Source organism: Streptomyces calvus (assembly GCF_006782915.1).
Taxonomy (GTDB): domain Bacteria; phylum Actinomycetota; class Actinomycetes; order Streptomycetales; family Streptomycetaceae; genus Streptomyces; species Streptomyces calvus.
In genome coordinates this window covers 1-18373 of sequence record NZ_VCNP01000034.1, presented here as the reverse complement: position 1 = coordinate 18373, position 18373 = coordinate 1, and the positions used below count along the sequence as shown (strand labels likewise).

At 74.6% G+C, this 18373-nt stretch carries 16 protein-coding genes; 11 read left to right on the top strand and 5 right to left on the bottom strand.

The window, feature by feature from the left end; translation table 11 throughout:
• Positions 1-261 precede the first annotated feature (261 nt).
• Positions 262-1734 carry a hypothetical protein gene (locus FGW31_RS15290; RefSeq protein WP_233452490.1) on the top strand — a complete coding sequence of 491 codons (1473 nt, stop codon included), beginning with the start codon at positions 262-264 and terminating at the stop codon, positions 1732-1734.
• Positions 1735-1795: 61 nt separating this feature from the next.
• On the opposite strand, the gene FGW31_RS15285 is transcribed toward FGW31_RS15290, so the two are convergent.
• Together FGW31_RS15285 and FGW31_RS15280 are read right to left on the bottom strand one after the other, a co-directional pair.
• The gene (locus FGW31_RS15285; RefSeq protein ID WP_142193973.1) at positions 1796-3130 is read right to left on the bottom strand and encodes a PH domain-containing protein; all 1335 of its coding nucleotides are present in this window, start codon (positions 3128-3130) and stop codon (positions 1796-1798) included.
• The gene (locus FGW31_RS15280; protein WP_142193972.1) at positions 3127-3690 is read right to left on the bottom strand and encodes a PH domain-containing protein; all 564 of its coding nucleotides are present in this window, start codon (positions 3688-3690) and stop codon (positions 3127-3129) included. Before FGW31_RS15280 ends, FGW31_RS15285 begins: the two co-directional genes overlap by 4 nt.
• 31 nt (positions 3691-3721) lie before the next feature.
• Here FGW31_RS15280 and FGW31_RS15275 point away from each other — a divergent pair, with 31 nt between their 5' ends.
• A complete protein-coding gene (locus FGW31_RS15275; RefSeq protein WP_142193971.1) occupies positions 3722-4873 on the top strand; it encodes an NADH-quinone oxidoreductase subunit D in 1152 nt (383 codons plus the stop codon).
• Between the two features lie 12 nt (positions 4874-4885).
• Here FGW31_RS15275 and FGW31_RS15270 read toward each other — a convergent pair whose 3' ends face one another.
• Complete coding sequence (locus FGW31_RS15270) at positions 4886-5929, bottom strand: SAM-dependent methyltransferase (protein WP_142193970.1); 1044 nt, start codon at positions 5927-5929, stop codon at positions 4886-4888.
• A gap of 118 nt (positions 5930-6047) precedes the next feature.
• Here FGW31_RS15270 and FGW31_RS15265 point away from each other — a divergent pair, with 118 nt between their 5' ends.
• The 3 genes from FGW31_RS15265 to FGW31_RS15255 all read left to right on the top strand — a co-directional run bounded on the left by FGW31_RS15265 (position 6048) and on the right by FGW31_RS15255 (position 8656).
• Positions 6048-7250, top strand: coding sequence for a sensor histidine kinase (locus FGW31_RS15265; protein ID WP_142193969.1), 1203 nt, complete (start codon positions 6048-6050; stop codon positions 7248-7250).
• A gap of 70 nt (positions 7251-7320) precedes the next feature.
• Complete coding sequence (locus FGW31_RS15260) at positions 7321-7992, top strand: response regulator (protein WP_142193968.1); 672 nt, start codon at positions 7321-7323, stop codon at positions 7990-7992.
• Between the two features lie 31 nt (positions 7993-8023).
• Positions 8024-8656: an AAA family ATPase gene (locus tag FGW31_RS15255; RefSeq protein WP_142193967.1), complete on the top strand. Its 633-nt coding sequence runs from the start codon at positions 8024-8026 to the stop codon at positions 8654-8656.
• Between the two features lie 20 nt (positions 8657-8676).
• On the opposite strand, the gene FGW31_RS15250 is transcribed toward FGW31_RS15255, so the two are convergent.
• Together FGW31_RS15250 and FGW31_RS15245 are read right to left on the bottom strand one after the other, a co-directional pair.
• Positions 8677-9783: a DUF5937 family protein gene (locus tag FGW31_RS15250; RefSeq protein WP_142193966.1), complete on the bottom strand. Its 1107-nt coding sequence runs from the start codon at positions 9781-9783 to the stop codon at positions 8677-8679.
• Between the two features lie 142 nt (positions 9784-9925).
• A complete protein-coding gene (locus tag FGW31_RS15245; protein WP_142193965.1) occupies positions 9926-11170 on the bottom strand; it encodes a threonine aldolase family protein in 1245 nt (414 codons plus the stop codon).
• A 171-nt stretch (positions 11171-11341) separates the two neighbouring features.
• On the opposite strand from FGW31_RS15245, the gene FGW31_RS15240 reads away from it, so the two are divergent.
• The 6 genes from FGW31_RS15240 (at position 11342) to FGW31_RS15215 (ending at position 18189) form a co-directional block, all read left to right on the top strand.
• A complete protein-coding gene (locus tag FGW31_RS15240; RefSeq protein ID WP_142193964.1) occupies positions 11342-12361 on the top strand; it encodes a Rossmann-like and DUF2520 domain-containing protein in 1020 nt (339 codons plus the stop codon).
• Positions 12362-12611: 250 nt separating this feature from the next.
• On the top strand, positions 12612-13610 hold the full coding sequence (gene panC, locus FGW31_RS15235; RefSeq protein WP_142193963.1) for a pantoate--beta-alanine ligase: 999 nt from the start codon (positions 12612-12614) through the stop codon (positions 13608-13610).
• Entirely contained in the window at positions 13607-15316 is a 1710-nt protein-coding gene (locus FGW31_RS15230; protein WP_142193962.1) for an L-aspartate oxidase, read from the top strand. The genes panC and FGW31_RS15230 overlap by 4 nt, the downstream gene beginning before the upstream one ends.
• A 5-nt stretch (positions 15317-15321) precedes the next feature.
• Entirely contained in the window at positions 15322-16299 is a 978-nt protein-coding gene (nadC, locus tag FGW31_RS15225; RefSeq protein ID WP_142193961.1) for a carboxylating nicotinate-nucleotide diphosphorylase, read from the top strand.
• 9 nt (positions 16300-16308) lie between these two features.
• On the top strand, positions 16309-17106 hold the full coding sequence (locus FGW31_RS15220; RefSeq protein ID WP_142193960.1) for a type III pantothenate kinase: 798 nt from the start codon (positions 16309-16311) through the stop codon (positions 17104-17106).
• A gap of 471 nt (positions 17107-17577) precedes the next feature.
• Entirely contained in the window at positions 17578-18189 is a 612-nt protein-coding gene (locus FGW31_RS15215) for a hypothetical protein (RefSeq protein WP_411757115.1), read from the top strand.
• The last annotated feature ends 184 nt before the right edge of the window (positions 18190-18373 follow it).

Here is an 18373-nt window from a genome sequence, read left to right as displayed (position 1 = left end):
CGCCGTGGCCGGTGGCCGGGTGTCCGGCGGCGGGCCCGCGCGGGGTGCAGGGTGCCGGGCGCGGCGGCGGAAGCGGAATGCGGTGGCGGCGACGACTTCGCGGACTTCACGGCCTTCGCGGGAAATGATCTTGATGAAATTGCACAATGCGTCTATTCACGCCGGGCGTCAGTTCCCTGATGCCCTGTGAATCCCTCGACGTGGCTTTGTTTTTACGGGGCGGGGCACCATCATTCGCGTACGCGCGGTAAGTTTCTGGCCATGCCACGTGGACGTCACCGTCATTCCCCGCCCCTGCACAGGATGCTGCCCCCGTCGGCGATCGCAGGCGTCTCCCTCGTCTGTGCCCTGGGGCCCTGGGTGTTCACGCAGCCGATGGTGCTTCGCGTCCTGGCCGCGGCCGCCGCGGTCACGGCGATTGTCGGCGCCGTCGTCATGCGGCACTGGGACACCCAGGCCGGCAAACGCGTCGCCGATCTCACGCGCGCGCGTGCGAGCGACGAGTGGCGTTTCGAGGAACGCGTCGCCGAACTGGAGTCGGACCTCGAGGAGTCCCGCGAACTCCGGATGAAACTGGAGCAGCGACTGCGTGCCAAGCGCGCGGAACTCACCGGACTGCGCAACGAACACGCCGCGCTGCTGCGGCGGTACGCGGCGGCGGAGGCCGACCGCGCGAGCGTTCTCGAAGAGCGCCGCATGCTGGAGATCGAGGCCGCCGTGCCGGCCCGCGCCCTGCCGGCCGGGCCGTCGTCGCCGGCCGGATCCGCAACGTCCGCGGAGGCGGCGCCCGCGACGCCGGCACCGGCGGTGCGGGGGACCGGAACGGCGGGGGCGGCCGGGAGCGAGCGCACCGCGGAGGCGGAGCGGACGGCTCCGGCGGTGTTCTCGCCGCAGGGCCGCGACCTGTTCCGGCACGCCGACGCGGCCCTGGCACGGCTCGCCGGAGTCACCGGGCGCGCCGCGAGCGCACGCACCGAGGACACCGCCGCAGGCGGCGTCGGGACGGCCGCCGGGACCCCGCAGGCCACCGCCGACGCCGAGGCGAAGCCCGCGGACGCCGACAGCGGCACCGTCCCCGCCGACCAGGACGCCGCGGCGCCGGCCGGCCGGACCGACGCCGACGAGGCGCCGCACACCGACGAGACCGCCCGGACGGACTCCGCCGACGAGACCGCACCCGCTGACGCCGCCGCCACCGTCCCCGCACCGGCGCCCGCCCCCGAGGCCGACGCCGCCCCGCGGACCAACGCCGCCCCCGCGAGCGGCCGTTCGCCCGAGGACGACGGCCCCGAGCCCACCAGGAAGGCCGTACCGGCCCAGGAGGACGGCTCCGAGGGGCGGTCGGCGGCCGGCGACCACGAGGGCACGGCCGCTGCCGCGCCGGCCGCCCCCGCCGAGCCCGTGCACCGGACCACCGGGCACTTCACGGTGCCGACCGCGGTGGCCGTCGTACCGCCGACGGCGCCCGCGCGGCGGCCGGTGTCCGGCGGCGACGGGTTCGACTTCTTCGGCACGAAGAAGGACACGGGCCGCTCCGGCGCGGACACCGTGCAGAACGAGGATCTCGCCGACGTCGTCGGCCAGGAGGCGCTCGCGCTGCACAAGGCCGAGGCCGAGGCGGGGTTCAAGCCCGCCGACGAGGACGCGCGCGGCATCGGTCAGGTCATCGACCTGACGGCCCACGACGAGACGGAGCACATCGACGTCCAGGGCCTGCGCAGCGCGGTGTCCTGAACGTCCACCGGTCGCACCGACGGGGGTCCGCACGAACACGGCGGGCCCCCGTCGGCGTTCCTCACGCCATCCAGCGGTCCGGGCGGGCGTCCCGGCGGCCCGTGCGGGAGCGTTCCGCCTGGGCGTGCAGCAGGTCCGCCGCCTCGGCGGCGTCCCTCAGCCGCGCGGTGACCGACTTGTTCGCGCCGGTGTCCACATGGACGTCGGCGACGCCCCGGGCCCGCTGCCAGGGCCCCTGGACCAGCCGTACGCTCTGCACCTTGGCGTGCGGCACCAGGGAGAGGCTGCGGCGCAGCAGTCCGCGGCGGGTGGCGAACACCGTGTCGGTGACGGCGAGTCCGTAGCCGCGCCACCACACCGGTACGCACCAGCGGGCGCGGCGCGGCGGCCGGCCGAGCGCCTCGCGCGGCGGCACGCTCACCCCGGGCAGCACCCGCGCGACGACCGACTCGGCGATCTCGCGCGGAGCGACCGGCAGCAGCAGGGAGTTGGACGAGCCCGCCACGTCGAGTTCCACGCGCACCCATCCGCGCCGCCGCCACAGCAGTGGCTCCACGAGCCGCACGGTCTGCACGCGTCCCGGCGGCACCGTCTCGTGCGTCCGGTCCAGCAGCCCGTGGTCGATGCGCAGCCCGTCCGGCGACTCGCCGAGGGTCCAGTCGTACTCGGCGACGAACCGGCCGACGCTGCTCGCGCCCGCCGCGCCGAGCAGCGGCACGGCCACCGCGAGCACTGTCCACAGGCTGTGGGTGGCCGTCCACAGCAGCGGCACGACCACGGCGGCGACGACCAGCCACCCCCAGGTCGCGCCGGTCAGCAGCAGGGACACGGCGAGGACGCGCGGCGGCACCCGCAGCATCTCCCGGGACGGCGCCTCGCCCACCTCGTGCGCGGTCTCCGGCGCGAAACCCGCGGCCCGCGCGAGGAGTTCGGCGCGCAGCGACCGCGCCTCGTCGGCGCCCAGGAAGGCGAGTTCGTCCTTCTTGTCGGTGCCTATGACGTCGAGTCTGAGTTTCGCCACGCCGGCGACCCGCGCGAGCAGCGGCTGGGTGACGTCGATGGCCTGGATCCGCTCCAGCCGGATGTGCGCGGTGCGCCGGAACAGCAGTCCGGTGCGGATGCGCAGTTCGCTGTCGGTCACCGCGAAATGGGTGAACCACCAGGTGAGGAAGCCGTACAGGGCGGCGGCCGGGACGAGCACGGCCAGGCCGAGCAGCAGGGTGGTCGTGGTGAGCCGGGCCAGCTGGCGCTGCGCCTGGTCGGGGTCGTGCAGGGCCCAGCCGATCAGCACCGCCACGGGCGCCCACGCCCGTCTGAGCGGTGTGACGGGGTGCAGTCGCCGTTCACGCACGGGCGGCCGCTCGCGTACGCCGTCGTGGACGTCGCCGGCCGTCACAGCCCCGCCGATCGGGCCTCGCCGAGCTGCGTGAGCCGGTCGCGCAGTCGTTCCGCCTCGGCCGGGTCGAGGCCGGGGATGGTGGCGTCGGTCGCGGCGGCGGCCGTGTGCAACTGCACGCTGGCCAGGCCGAAGTACCGTTCGACGGGTCCCGAGGTGACCTCCACCAGCTGCATCCGCCCGTAGGGCACGACCGTCTCCTGGCGCCACAGCACGCCCCGGCTGATCAGCAGGTCGTCGGCGCGCTCCGCGTACCGCCAGGACCGCCAGTTGCGCTCCAGCAGCACCCAGCCCCAGGCCAGCAGGGCCAGCGGCAGCGCCGCGAAGGCGGACCACACCGGTCCGGCCAGCAGCCCCGGCACCAGTCCCGCGGCCAGGGCCGACAGCCCCAGCCACACCACCAGCATCAGCCGCCGCACCTTCAGCAGTCCCGGCGGCAGCGCGATCCACACCGGCCCGTCGCCCGCGGCCGCCGGCCCGTGCTCCTGCGCCGGCCCGGCCGCTGCCGCGGGCCCGTCCGTTCCCGCTGTCCCCGTGTCGTGCGGGCTCCCCGTCTCCATGGGGCCAGCGTACGTAGGAGAGACTGTGTGCATGACTCCTACGACGGAGACCATGGTCGGTATCGGCGGCGCGGCGGAGAGCACCGACATGGTGCTCAACATCGGACCCCAGCACCCGTCGACGCACGGCGTGCTGCGGCTGAAGCTCGTCCTGGACGGCGAGCGCATCACCCGCGCGGAGCCCGTCATCGGCTACATGCACCGGGGCGCGGAGAAGCTGTTCGAGGCCCGCGACTACCGCCAGATCATCATGCTGGCCAACCGCCACGACTGGCTGTCGGCCTTCTCCAACGAGCTGGGCGTGGTCCTCGCCGTGGAGCGGATGCTCGGCATGGAGGTCCCCGAGCGCGCGGTGTGGCTGCGCACCCTGCTCGCCGAGCTGAACCGGGTGCTCAACCACCTGATGTTCCTCGGCTCCTATCCGCTGGAACTCGGCGGCATCACCCCGATCTTCTACGCCTTCCGGGAGCGCGAGGAGCTCCAGCACGTCATGGAGGAGGTCTCCGGCGGGCGCATGCACTACATGTTCAACCGCGTGGGCGGCCTCAAGGAGGACCTCCCGGCGGGCTGGACCACGCGGGCGCGGGCCGCCGTCGCCGACGTGCGCTCCCGCATGGACCGCTTCGACGACCTGGTGCTCGGCAACGAGATCTTCCGCGGCCGCACGCGCGGCGTCGGCGTGCTGTCGGCCGAGGCCGTGCACGCGTACGGGGTGAGCGGGCCGATCGGGCGGGCCTCGGGTGTCGACTTCGACCTGCGGCGCGACGAGCCGTACCTGGCCTACGGCGAGCTCGGCGACGTGCTGAAGGTGGTGACGCGCGAGGAGGGCGACTGCCTCGCCCGCTTCGAGTGCCTCCTCGAGCAGACCCACAACGCCCTCGACCTCGCCGACGCCTGCCTCGACCGGCTCGCCGAGCTGCCCCCTGGGCCGGTCAACCAGCGGCTCCCGAAGGTCCTCAAGGCGCCCGAGGGCCACACCTACGCGTGGACCGAGAACCCGCTCGGCATCAACGGCTACTACCTGGTCAGCAAGGGCGAGAAGACCCCGTACCGGCTGAAGCTGCGCTCGGCGTCGTACAACAACATCCAGGCGCTGACCGAGCTGCTGCCGGGGACGCTGGTCGCGGACATGGTGGCGATCCTGGGGTCGATGTTCTTCGTGGTGGGGGACATCGACAAGTGACCGCGGCCGGGGTCAGCCGGCGGGCGCGTCCGCGAGGACGTCCGGGATGCCGACCGGTTGCAGCAGCCAGCCGAAGTCGCCGAGGCCGCCCGGAGCGGTGAGTTCCGCGGCAGCTCCGGCGTCCGCGAGGGCGCGTACGTACCCGGCGGGATCGGTGGAGGCCAGCGCGAGCGGGGGGCGTGCGCCGCTGAGACCCAGGGCGTGCAGGGCCTCGCGCTGCGACAGCAGGCGTGCGCCGGGGAGCGCGGCGGCGCACGCGTCCAGGGCGACGTGCGCGGTGATGTCGCACGACCCGTCCGGCACGGGCCGCGTCTCCCGCCCCTCCCGGAAGGCCGTGAGCGTCCCGAACGGCGGACGTGCGGCCGCCGTGTGCGCGTAGTCCACGGCGACGGCGAGCCCCCGCGCGAGCGTCCCGGCCGCCGCCGCCCAGGCGCGGTCGCGCGGCAGCCCGATCTCCATGCGGAGCCCTTGCCCGGTGGCCGGCCACCACCGCGCCAGCCATGCGGCCTCCGCTGCCGGGACCGGCTCCCCGAGCCGTTCCGTGCCGTCCTCGCGCACCAGCACCAGCCGGGGCACGCCCGCGGAGTCCACCTCGGCGACGTCGACGGGCACGTTGTCCAGCCACTCGTTGGCGAAGAGCAGCCCCGTGATCCGCTCCGGCGGCTCCCCGCGCCACTCGATCCGCCGGTCAAGCCCGTCGGGACGGCCCGCGATCTCGACCGCGTACGCCCGCGTGCGGGCCGCCACGCCGGCGGGCAGCGCGGCGAGCACACCGGTGACCAGTTCGCCGCGTCCGGCCGCCATGTCCACGAAAGCCAGCTCCGCGGGCCGTCCCAGCGCCTCGTCGACCCGGCACAGCAGCCGCGCCACGGCGGCGGCGAACAGCGGGGAGGCGTGCACCGACGTACGGAAGTGGCCGGCCGGGCCCTCGGGCCGGCGGTAGAAGCCGCCCGGCCCGTACAGCGCGGCCTCGGCCGCCGCGCGCCAGCCGCGCCATCCGCCGTCCGCCGCTCCCGCGGTCACCGGCTGCGCGCGCCGGCCGTTCTCCCTTGCCACGGGCCCAGGTTAAGCGGGCCGGCAGGCCGGGCCTCCACCTTGCGGAGTACGCGCGCCGACCGGGGATCGGCCCTCCGGTTGACCCCTGCACTCATTTCGCTTCCCTACGCTGGGTTACGTGCAGCGCCTCTATGACTTCCTCCGCAGGCACCCGGCATGGGTCGACGGCTTCTGGGCCGCGGTCCTGTTCGGGATTTCGGTGATCGGCGGAGCGAGTCTGGAGGCGTCGCGCGGCACGGATCTGCCGGCCCTCGTCGTGCCGGTCATGCTGCTGCTGTCGCTGGTCGTCGCGCTGCGCCGGCGGATGCCGGAGCGGATGCTGGTCCTGGCCGTCGCGGTGGGCGCGGCCCAGCTGGTCCTGGACGTGGCGACGCTGCCCGCCGACTTCGCGCTGCTGGTGATCGTCTACACGGTCGCGGCGGTCGGTGCCCGCTGGGCCTCCCGGTTCGCGCTGACGGCCGGTCTGTGCGCGGCGCCGCTCGCGCAGCTGCGCTGGCCCAACGAGGAAACGAGCGCGGCGGGCAACATCGCCGTCATGATCTTCCAGACCGTGCCCTTCGCGCTCGCCTGGGTGCTCGGCGACTCCATCCGCACCCGCCGCGCGTACTTCGCGCAGCTGGAGGAGCGCGCCGCCCGGCTGGAGAAGGAGCGCGAGGCGCAGGCCAAGGTCGCGGTCGCCGCCGAGCGCGCCCGGATAGCCCGCGAACTGCACGACGTCGTCGCGCACAACGTGTCGGTGATGGTGGTGCAGGCCGACGGTGCCGCCTACGTCCTCGACGCCGCCCCCGACCAGGCGAAGAAGGCCCTGGAGACCATCTCCTCCACCGGCCGCCAGGCCCTCGCCGAGATGCGCCGCCTGCTCGGCGTGCTGCGCACCGGCGAGCACCAGGAGGCCGGCGAGTACGTGCCCCAGCCGGACGTGCAGCAGATCGAGGACCTCGTGGAGCAGTGCCGGGGGTCCGGGCTGCCGGTGGACTTCCGGATCGAGGGCACCCCGCGCCCGCTGCCCAGCGGCGTCGAGCTCACCGCGTACCGCATCGTGCAGGAGGCGCTCACCAACACCCGCAAGCACGGGGGGCCCAACGCGGGTGCCAGCGTGCGGCTGGTGTACTTCGACGACGGGCTGGGCCTGCTCGTGGAGGACGACGGCAAGGGCGCCCCGCACGAGCTGTACGAGGAGGGCGGTTTCGACGGCCAGGGCCACGGCCTGATCGGCATGCGGGAGCGGGTCGGCATGGTGGGCGGCACCCTGGACGCCGGTCCGCGGCCCGGCGGGGGATTCCGCATCAGTGTGCTGCTGCCGCTCAAACCCGCGCATTAGACGTCGACGCACGTCCTGTACTGACACCTGTAACGACATTTGAGACATCTGCTGAACGGAAGAGGCCCCGATGACGATCCGCGTGATGCTCGTCGACGACCAGGTGCTGCTGCGCACCGGATTCCGGATGGTGCTCGCCGCCCAGCCGGACATGGAGGTCGTGGCGGAGGCGGGCAACGGCGTCGAGGCCCTTGAGGTGCTGCGGTCCACCGCCGTCGACGTGGTGCTGATGGACGTCCGCATGCCCAAGCTCGACGGCGTGGAGACGACCCGCAGGATCTGCGCGGCCGACGATCCGCCGAAGGTGCTGATCCTGACCACCTTCGACCTCGACGAGTACGCCTTCTCCGGGCTGAAGGCGGGCGCGTCCGGCTTCATGCTCAAGGACGTCCCGCCGGGCGAACTGCTCGCCGCGATCCGCGCGGTGCACAGCGGTGACGCCGTGGTCGCCCCGTCCACCACCCGCCGGCTCCTGGACCGCTTCGCGCCGATGCTGCCCAGCGCGGGCAAGCAGCCCCAGCACAAGGAGCTGGAACGGCTCACCGAGCGCGAGCGGGAGGTCATGGTGCTGGTCGCGCAGGGACTGTCCAACGGCGAGATCGCGGCCCGGCTGGTGCTCTCCGAGGCGACCGTGAAGACGCACGTGGGCCGCATCCTGACCAAGCTGGGCCTGCGCGACCGGGTGCAGGTCGTCGTCCTCGCCTACGAGACGGGTCTGGTGCGGGCCGGCGGCCACGGCTGAGGGGACGCCGCGGCACCGGTAGGGTCTGCGCATGCTCCTGTGGATCAACGGCCCCTTCGGGGGCGGCAAGACACAGACCGCACACGAGATACGGCGCCGCCTGCCGGGCAGCGTCGTCTGCGACCCGGAGCACGCCGGGTTCGGCCTGCACCGCATGATGCCGCCCCAACTCCGCGGGGACTTCCAGGACCTGGCGTCCTGGCGGCAGGGCGTCGTCGAGGTCCTCGACCTCGCCCTCACCCGGCACGACGGCGCGGTGATCGCCCCCATGACCGTCACCGACCCCGGCCACTTCGCCGAGACCGTCGGCCGGCTGCGTGAACTGGGCCACGACGTGCGGCACTTCACCCTCCTCGCCGAGCGCGAGACGGTGCTGCGGCGGCTGCGGGAACGCGGCCCCGGCCACCTCCTCGGCACCGTCGCGGGCCGCCGCGCCGGGACGCGCCGGGAGAGCTGGGCGGTCGAGAAGCTCGACCACTGCCTGGAGCGGCTGGCCGAACCGGAGTTCGCCGAGCACCTGTGGACCGACCACACGACGGTGCCGAAGACGGCCGACCGCATCGCCGTGCTGGCCGGGCTGACCCTGCGGCCCAACAACGAGGGCCGGCTGCGGACCCGGCTGCGGCAGGCGGGCGTGGGCCTGCGGCACGTGCGCTTCGACTGACGGCCGGGCCGCACGCGCCCTCAGCGCAGGATCCCCTCCAGGAAGTCGCTGCCGAGCCGGGCCACGACCGTCACGTCCAGCTGGTGCAGCACGTACCGCCCGCGGCGGCGCGTGCTGATCAGGCCGGCCTTCTTCAGCACGCCCAGGTGCCGGGATATCTCCGGTGCCGTCATGCCGTGCACCTGGGCCAGTTCGCTGGTGGTGTACGCGCTGCGGGCGAGATGGCGGCACATGCGCATACGGACCGGGTGGGACAGCGCCGTCATCCGCAGGGCCAGCTGCTCCACGCTCGGCGGGGCGGCCGGTTCGGGGGAGCCGACCGGGTAGTGCAGCACCGGCTGCCAGCCGTACCGGTGCAGCACCATCAGGTGCGGCCAGCCGAGGCTGGTCGGGATCAGCAGCAGTCCGCCGTCCCCGGTGGCGGTCCGGCCGTCGCCCAGCTTGTCGACGGTGATCAGGCCGGTGGCCTCGTCGAGCGTCACCGCGGGGGACACCGCGGCGAGCGCGCCGGCCAGGCCCTTGCGGCGGAGCAGGTCGGTCTTCAGGCGGGTGTCGGCGGCGAGCTGGTGCCGCAGCCGGGACCAGGCGTCGGCGAAGAACGCCTCCTCGCAGTCCTGGAGGAACTGCCGCAGCCAGGCCCGGATGCGCGGCGGGTCGGCCAGCAGCCGCTCGGTGAACCGCACCTGCTGCGGCCCCCGCGCGGCGGCCAGTTCCAGCGAGCGGCGGCGCAGCCCCTCGTCCGCGAGCGGCCCGGGGCCCGGCAGGCCGTAGGGGAGGGCGCAGGTGAACTCCAGGGCGGCGTCCACGAACTGTTCGTCCGACAGCTTGTCCAGCAGGTCCAGCTCCTCGGCGAGCGTGGCGCCCGGGAGCGTGGTGCGGCCCGGGACGCCGGCGCTCGGCAGGAACAGGTCCGAGAACGTCGTCCGCCACAGGAAGTCGGCCTCGCACATCCGGTCCGCCAGATGCGGGTCCAGCCGCGCGGTCACGCCCGTCACCCACGCCTGGAGGCCCGGGTGGTGGCCCGGCTCGGCCAGCGCGTGCAGCGCCATGCCGAGCTCGGCCAGGGGCGAGGGCACGACGGCGACCCTCTCCGGCCGCAGCCCCGCGATGTCGATGCTCACGCTCATGCCCACATGGTGCACCCGGCCACTGACACCGCGGCCCTCGTCCGACACCGCGGCCCTCGTCCGACGGCCGTGGTCGAGCGGCGGGAGGCGTCGGGTGTGGTCGGGCCTCGGCCGGCCGGCTGTGGCCGAGCGGCGGGACCGGCTACCGCGCCGCCCGCTCCCGTCCCAGGCGCCGTGCGAACTCCGTCGCCGCCCTCCGTACGTCCTCGGCCGTCCAGGCGAGGGCCTCGGACCGTACGTAGACCTCCGTGGCGGCCAGGCCGGGGCCCTTGGCGTCCCAGTGGTTGGCGAACAGCATCGCGCCCGTCTCCTCGCCCGCGGCGATCGCCGCCTCCGCGACGACCTCGGCGTCGTACGGCAGCCACACCTGGAAGTCGTAGGTGTGCGGCACCTCCGGGTGGACGCGGGACCACGGCAGCCCGCCGGCCGTCAGGCCCTCGCGCAGGGCGGCCGCCACCACGCGCGCGTGCCCGACGTACTCCGGCAGCCGGGGCAGTTCCCGGTCCAGGCCGATGAGGGCCGACAGGGCGGTGGGGAACTGCTGGAAGACGTTGCCGCCGTACCGGTGCCGCCAGGCCTTCGCCTCCTCCACCAGCGTGCCGGGACCGGCGAGCGCCGCGCCGCCGTAGGCGTTGAGGGACTTGTAGAACGACACGTACACGCTGTCCGCGAGGCCCGCGATCTCCTCCAGCGGCCGGCCGAAGTGCTCCGTGGACTCCCACAGCCGGGCCCCGTCGAGGTGCACCACCGCGTCGCGTTCCCGCGCGGCGTCCACCACCTCGGTCAGCTCCTCCCACGTGGGCAGCAGGAAACCGGCGTCGCGGAGCGGCAGTTCCAGCATCAGCGTCCCGAACGGCTCCTCGAAGTCGCGTACCTCGGCGGCCGTGGGCTGCCGCGGCTCGCTGCTGATCCGCACCGGACGCAAACCGCTGACCTGGCTGAACGCGTTCCTCTCGTGCACCTCCGGGTGGCTCAGCGCGTGCAGGGCGACCGTCGGGCTGCCGGTGCGGCCGGCCCAGCAGCGCAGCGCCACCTGCTGGGCCATGGTGCCGGTCGGGAAGAACGCGGCGGCCTCGGTGCCGAGCAGTTCGGCGACCCGCCGCTCCAGGGCCTCGACGACGCCGTTGCCGTAGATGTCGGACGTCTCGTCCAGGTCGTACACGCTGCCCGCCGCCTCCAGCAGCGCCAGCCGCTCGCGCAGCGGTGCCAGGAAACCGAGACGGGCCAGCACGCGCGGTGCGCCGCGCCAGGCGGCGATGCGCCGTTCGCGCAGCGACGGCCGCGCCGCCGCGTCGTCCCCCGGGGCCCTTCCCTCGTCGTCCGGCCGCTCGTCGCGTGCCGTCGTGTCCTTCGTGCCGTCCGCCGTCTCACTCATGCCCGGGATCATCCCGCGCCCGCGTCCGCGCGGGCACCCCCATTTCCGCACGCGCGTGTGCCCCGCGGACGCACGGAAACCCACAGCCTGTGGACAACCGACCGCCCCCGGAACCGATCGCGTTAACATGACGAGAAATCGTCCGGTACCCCGAGCGGACTGGAACGGGAAGGCCGCCGTCGCGTGAACACAACCCCACAGCCAGATCCCAGGGACCGCCCCGCGCGGCTCACCGTCGGCGTCGTCGGCGCCGGACGCGTGGGTCCCGCACTGGCCGCGTCCCTCCAGCTCGCCGGGCACCGCCCGGTGGCCGTCTCCGCCGTCTCCGACGCCTCCCGCAGGCGCGCCGAGCAGATGCTCCCGGACGTGCCGGTGGTGCCGCCCGCCGACGTCCTGCGGCGCTCCGAGCTGGTCCTGCTGACCGTCCCGGACGACGCGCTGCCCGAGCTGGTCTCCGGGCTCGCCGACACCGGCGCGGTGCGGCCGGGCCAGCTGCTCGTGCACACCTCCGGGCGGTACGGCGCGAAGGTGCTCGACCCCGCCCTGCGGGCCGGTGCGCTGCCGCTGGCCCTGCACCCCGCGATGACGTTCACCGGCACGCCCGTCGACGTGCAGCGCCTCGCCGGGTGTTCGTTCGGCGTCACCGCACCCGAGGAGCTGCGGCTGGCCGCCGAGGCCCTGGTGATCGAGATGGGCGGCGAGCCGGAGTGGATCGCCGAGGAGAACCGCCCGCTGTACCACGCGGCCCTCGCCCTCGGCGCCAACCACCTGGTCACCCTGGTCGCCCAGTCCCTGGAACTGCTGCGCACGGCCGGCGTCGGCGCCCCGGACCGGATGCTCGGCCCGCTGCTCGGCGCCGCCCTGGACAACGCCCTGCGCTCCGGTGACGCCGCCCTCACCGGCCCGGTCGCGCGCGGCGACGCGGGCACCGTCGCCGCACACGTGACCGAGCTGCGCCGGCACGCCCCGGCGACCGTCGCCGGTTACCTCGCGATGGCCCGCGCGACCGCCGACCGGGCCCTGGCGCACGGCCTGCTGAAGCCGGAACTCGCCGAGGACCTCCTCGGCGTACTCGCCGACGGAGCCGCCGGTGCCGGTGGAGCCGGTGGAGCCGGTGGAGCCGGTGGGACTGGTGGCCCCGGTGGCCCCGGTGGGACTGGTGGCGCCGACGGCTCCGGAAGCACCCCGGGAGACGACCGATGAGCCGCACCGGAAGCACCGAAAGCACCGCTAGCACTGCTAGCACCGGAAGCACCGAAAGCACCCGCAGCGGCCGAGGCACCGGAAGCACCCGCAGCGGCCGAGGCACCAGAAGCACCTACGGCACCCCCAGCCCCATCGGCCCCCACAGCCCCCACCGCCACCCCGCACCCCACCGTCACCCCGCACCCCGCCGACACCCCGCGCCCCACCGCCGTACGACGACGCGCGCGTCCCGGAACGGAGCCGCCCGATGACCGCCACCCTGCTGCGCACCGCCGCCGAACTGCACGCCCGCGCGCGTGCGGGCCGCCGCGCCGTCGTGATGACCATGGGCGCCCTGCACGAGGGCCACGCCACGCTGATCCGCACCGCGCGCAAGATCGCCGGCCCGGACGGCGAGGTCGTCGTAACCGTCTTCGTCAACCCGCTGCAGTTCGGCGCGGGCGAGGACCTGGACCGCTACCCGCGCACCCTGGACGCCGACGTCGAACTCGCCGCCCGGTCCGGAGCCGACGTCGTCTTCGCCCCTGCCGTCGAGGAGGTCTACCCCGGCGGCGAACCGCAGGTCCGCATCAGCGCCGGCCCGATGGGCGAACGCCTGGAGGGCGCCGCGCGGCCCGGCCACTTCGACGGCATGCTCACCGTCGTCGCCAAACTGCTGCACCTCACCCGCCCGGACATCGCCCTGTACGGCCAGAAGGACGCCCAGCAGCTCGCCCTGATCCGCCGCATGGTGCGCGACCTGAACTTCGGCGTCGAGATCGTCGGCGTTCCCACCGTGCGCGAGGAGGACGGGCTCGCCCTGTCCAGCCGCAACCGCTACCTCTCATCCGCCGAGCGGCGCACCGCCCTCGCCCTGTCCCAGGCCCTGTTCGCGGGCCGCGACCGGCACGCCGCCCAGCAGGCGCTGCGCGCGCGGGCCAGTGAGGTGCCCGCCACGCGCGCGCGTGCCGAGGCGCTCAGCGCCATAGGCGAGTCCCGCGCGGCGGCCGACGCGCACGCCGTCGCCACCACCACCGGCGGCCCGGCGGCCGTCCGCGCCGCGGCCCGCCTCGTCCTCGACGAGGCCGTCCGCCTCGACCCGCCGCTCGCCCTGGACTACCTGGCCCTGGTCGACCCCTCCGACTTCACCGAGATCGGCGACGACTTCACCGGTGAGGCCGTCCTCGCCGTGGCCGCCCGGGTGGGCACCACCCGCCTGATCGACAACGTCCCCCTCACCTTCGGAACCTTCGGAGCCGCCTCGTGACCAGCACCGGCATACGACTGCACGCGCCCGCGCCGGGATGGTCCATCGACGCGGACGTCGTGGTCGTCGGCTCCGGCGTCGCCGGCCTCACCGCGGCCCTGCGCTGCGAGGCGGCCGGGCTGACGACGGTCGTCGTCACCAAGGCCCGCCTGGACGACGGCTCCACCCGCTGGGCGCAGGGCGGCATCGCGGCGGCCCTCGGCGAGGGCGACACCCCCGAACAGCACCTCGACGACACCCTGGTGGCCGGCGCGGGCCTGTGCGACGAGGAGGCGGTCCGCATCCTCGTCACGGAGGGCCCCGACGCCGTACGCCGCCTCATCGCGACCGGCGCGCACTTCGACGAGTCGGGCGACGGCGGCCTGGAACTCACCCGGGAGGGCGGCCACCACCGGCGCCGCATCGCGCACGCGGGCGGCGACGCCACCGGCGCGGAGATCTCCCGCGCCCTGGTCGAGGCGGTCCGCGCGCGCGGCCTGCGCACCATCGAGAACGCCCTGGTCCTGGACCTCCTCACGGACGCCGAAGGACGCACGGCCGGCGTCACCCTGCACGTCATGGGGGAGGGCCAGCACGACGGCGTGGGCGCGGTCCACGCGCCCGCCGTGGTGCTGGCGACCGGAGGCATGGGCCAGGTGTACTCCGCCACCACCAACCCCGCCGTCTCCACGGGCGACGGCGTGGCCCTGGCCCTGCGCGCCGGCGCGGAGGTGAGCGACCTCGAATTCGTGCAGTTCCATCCCACGGTGCTCTTCCTCGGCCCGGGCGCGGAGGGCCAGCAGCCCCTGGTCTCCGAGGCGGTCCGCGGCGAGGGCGCCCACCTGGTCGACGCCGACGGCGTGCGCTTCATGCAGGGACAGCACGAACTCGCCGAACTGGCGCCGCGCGACATCGTCGCCAAGGGCATCCTGCGCCGCATGCGCGAGCAGGACGCCGAGCACATGTACCTCGACGCCCGCCACTTCGGCGCCGAGATGTGGGAGCACCGCTTCCCGACCATCCTCGCCGCCTGCCGCGCCCACGGCATCGACCCGGTCACCGAGCCCGTCCCGGTCGCCCCGGCCGCCCACTACGCCTCCGGCGGCGTCCGCACCGACTCCCAGGGCCGCACCACCGTGCCCGGTCTGTACGCCTGCGGCGAGGTCGCCTGCACCGGCGTGCACGGCGCCAACCGCCTGGCCTCCAACTCCCTCCTGGAGGGCCTGGTGTACGCCGAGCGCATCGCCGCCGACATCGCGCGCAGCGCACACACCCGCCCCGCGCGCGTGCCGCAACCGCTCCCCACCACCGAGCGCCCCGCGCACCCCCTCCTCCCGCCGGAGGCCCGCTTCACCATCCAGCGGATCATGACCCGGGGAGCAGGAGTCCTGCGCTCCGAGGCCTCCCTCTCCGAGGCCGCGCAGCGCCTCCACCACCTGCACGCCGAGGCGCGCGACGCCCTCGACGAGAACGGCAAGACCGCCGAGCCGGGCGTCGACACCTGGGAGGCCACCAACCTCCTGTGCGTGGCCCGCGTCCTGGTCGCCGCCGCGCGGCGGCGCGAGGAGACCCGCGGCTGCCACTGGCGCGAGGACCGTCCCGAGCCCGACGACACCGTCTGGCGCCGCCACATCGTCGTACGGCTGAATCCGGACCGAACCCTGGCGGTGCACACCACCGACGCCACAGACTTCCCCCCTACCCTCACCCAGGCCCAGGAGCAGTGACAGCAGTGACCACCCCCGACCTTCCTCTCGTCCCCTCCGGTGGCTGCGGCGACGGCTGCGGCTGCGGCGCGGACGCCGACGAGGCGTACCTGGAGTGCGGCCTCGACCCCGCGCTCGCGCAGCTCCTGACCGAAGCGGGCCTCGACCCCGTGGAGGTCGAGGACATCGCCAACGTCGCCCTCCAGGAGGACCTGGCCCACGGCGTGGACGTGACGACGGTCGCGACCATCCCGGAGGACGCCGTCGCCACCGCCGACTTCACCGCGCGGGAGGCGGGCACCGTGGCCGGCCTCCGGATCGCCGAGGCGGTCCTGTCCGTGGTCTGCGCGGAGGAACTGGAGGTCGAGCGGCACGCGGAGGACGGCGACCGCGTGGAAGCGGGCCAGAAGCTCCTCTCCGTCACCACCCGCACCCGCGACATCCTCACCGCGGAGCGCAGCGCCCTGAACCTGCTGTGCCGCCTGTCGGGCATCGCGACCGCCACCCGCGCGTGGGCGGACGTCCTCGAAGGCACCGGGGCCAGGGTCCGCGACACCCGCAAGACCACGCCCGGCCTGCGCAGCCTGGAGAAGTTCGCGGTGCGCTGCGGTGGCGGCGTCAACCACCGCATGTCCCTGTCGGACGCGGCCCTGGTGAAGGACAACCACGTGGTGGCCGCGGGCGGCGTCGCCGAGGCCTTCAACGCGGTCCGCGAACGCTTCCCCGACGTGCCCATCGAGGTCGAGGTCGACACCCTGCACCAGCTCCGCGAGGTCCTGGAAGCCGGCGCGGACCTGATCCTGCTGGACAACTTCACGCCCGGCGAGTGCGCGGAGGCGGTGGCCCTGGTGAACGGCCGCGCCGCCCTGGAGGCGTCCGGCCGCCTGACCCTCGCCAACGCCAAGGCGTACGCCGACACGGGCGTCGACTACCTGGCCGTCGGCGCCCTCACCCACTCCTCGCCGATCCTGGACATCGGCCTGGACCTGCGAGCGGCGGAGTAGGGAACGGCCATGCTGCTGACCATCGACGTGGGAAACACGCACACCGTCCTCGGCCTCTTCGACGGCGACGACATCGTCGAGCACTGGCGCATCTCCACCGACGCGCGCCGCACGGCCGACGAGCTCGCGGTCCTCCTCCAGGGACTGATGGGCATGCACCCGCTGCTCGGCGACGAGCTGGGCGACGGCATCGACGGCATCGCCATCTGCGCGACCGTCCCCTCGGTCCTGCACGAACTGCGCGAGGTGACCCGCCGCTACTACGGCGACGTCCCCGCCGTACTCGTCGAACCGGGCGTCAAGACGGGCGTCCCGATCCTGACCGACCACCCCAAGGAGGTCGGCGCGGACCGCATCATCAACGCGGTCGCCGCCGTCGACCTCTACGGCGGCCCGGCCATCGTCGTCGACTTCGGCACGGCGACGACGTTCGACGCGGTCAGCGCGCGCGGCGAGTACGTCGGCGGCGTCATCGCGCCCGGCATCGAGATCTCCGTCGAGGCACTCGGCGTGCGCGGCGCGCAGCTGCGCAAGATCGAGGTGGCGCGCCCGCGCAGCGTGATCGGCAAGAACACGGTGGAGGCGATGCAGTCCGGCATCGTCTACGGCTTCGCCGGCCAGGTCGACGGGGTGGTCAACCGCATGGCCCGCGAGCTGGCGGACGACCCGGACGACGTGACGGTCATCGCCACGGGCGGGCTGGCGCCGATGGTGCTCGGCGAGAGCTCCGTCATCGACGAGCACGAGCCGTGGCTGACCCTGATCGGCCTGCGCCTGGTGTACGAACGCAACGCGTCACGGATGTAGGCGGCGCCCGGCACCGCACCACCACCCGTGGGGCATCTCCCGCCATTCCACCGGAGGGCCGCGTACGGCGCGGAGGGGACGGGGCGGGGGTGTTCGCCCGCAGCGACTGGCGCGTCCACGCCGGACCGCTTCTCGACCGACCGATTCCGCGCCGGTCCGAGGACGGACACCCCCCCCCCCCCCCCCCCCCGGCCCCGCCCCCAGGCGCCATCGCAACCACCACCCGAGTGGCACCCCACGCCACCCCCGTCCCACCACCCCACGCCACCACCGACTGCGCACCCCCTCCCACCACCCGAGTGGCACCTGACGCCACCCGTCCCACCACGAGCGGCACCCTTCCCACCACCCGAGTGGCACCTGATGCCACACCGCCCCCCGACTCCACACCCGTCCCACCACCCGAGTGGCACCCCACGCCACACCCGCCCCATACGCGCTGTTTGTCTGATTAGCGCGTATCGTCGCAGCATGCCCACGCCCTACGGATCCCGCGGCGGCATGGCGTTCGGCGCTGAGGAGCTGCGCGTGCTCCGCCGTGCTCTCGCCCTCGCCCTGCACCCCACCTCCGCCTCGGCCGACGACCTCCAGGACTGCCTCCGCCTCGCCGGTGACCTCGACGAGGCCGCGCGGGAGAGTGCCCGGCTGCGCGCCTTCCTCGTGGCCGACCTCGGCCGCTACCGCGCCGCCCTCCCCGGCACCGCCGCCGGCTACCTCACGCTCCTGGAGGAGGCGCTGGGCGCCGGATACCGTCCCCGCCCCGACGACCTGGCCGCCCTGCGCGCCCTGCGCGGCAACCCCACCGCCGCCGCCCTCCTGCACCAGTGCCGGCGCGCCCACCTCCTCGCCCTTCCCGGCGGACGTGGCGCCTCCGCCGAGGAGCAGGAGGAGAAGCCGGCCCAGAAGCCCGCGCGCAAGCCCCCGGCCACCCCTCCGGCCCGCCCGGCTCCGCACCCCCCCCCGGCGCCCGCCCCGTCCCCCGGCACCCCGAAGCCCACCCGCCCCATCCCCACGCCCGGCGAGGTCTTCCCGCGCCGCAAACCCGCCACGCCCCCGCCGAACGAGCACCTGGCCGCGGGCTGACGCCTTTGCCTGGCTACCCTGGGTCCATGGACTACGTCTCCGCGCTCCTCCCCCCGGCCGTCATGGCCGTCCTCTTCATCAGCGTGATCCGAGTGATCGTGAAGACCCAGGGCGGCGCCAACAAGACCAAGGAGGACGCCGCCGTCGACGCGGCCCTCGCCCGGGCGGAGAGGGCCCGGCCCTC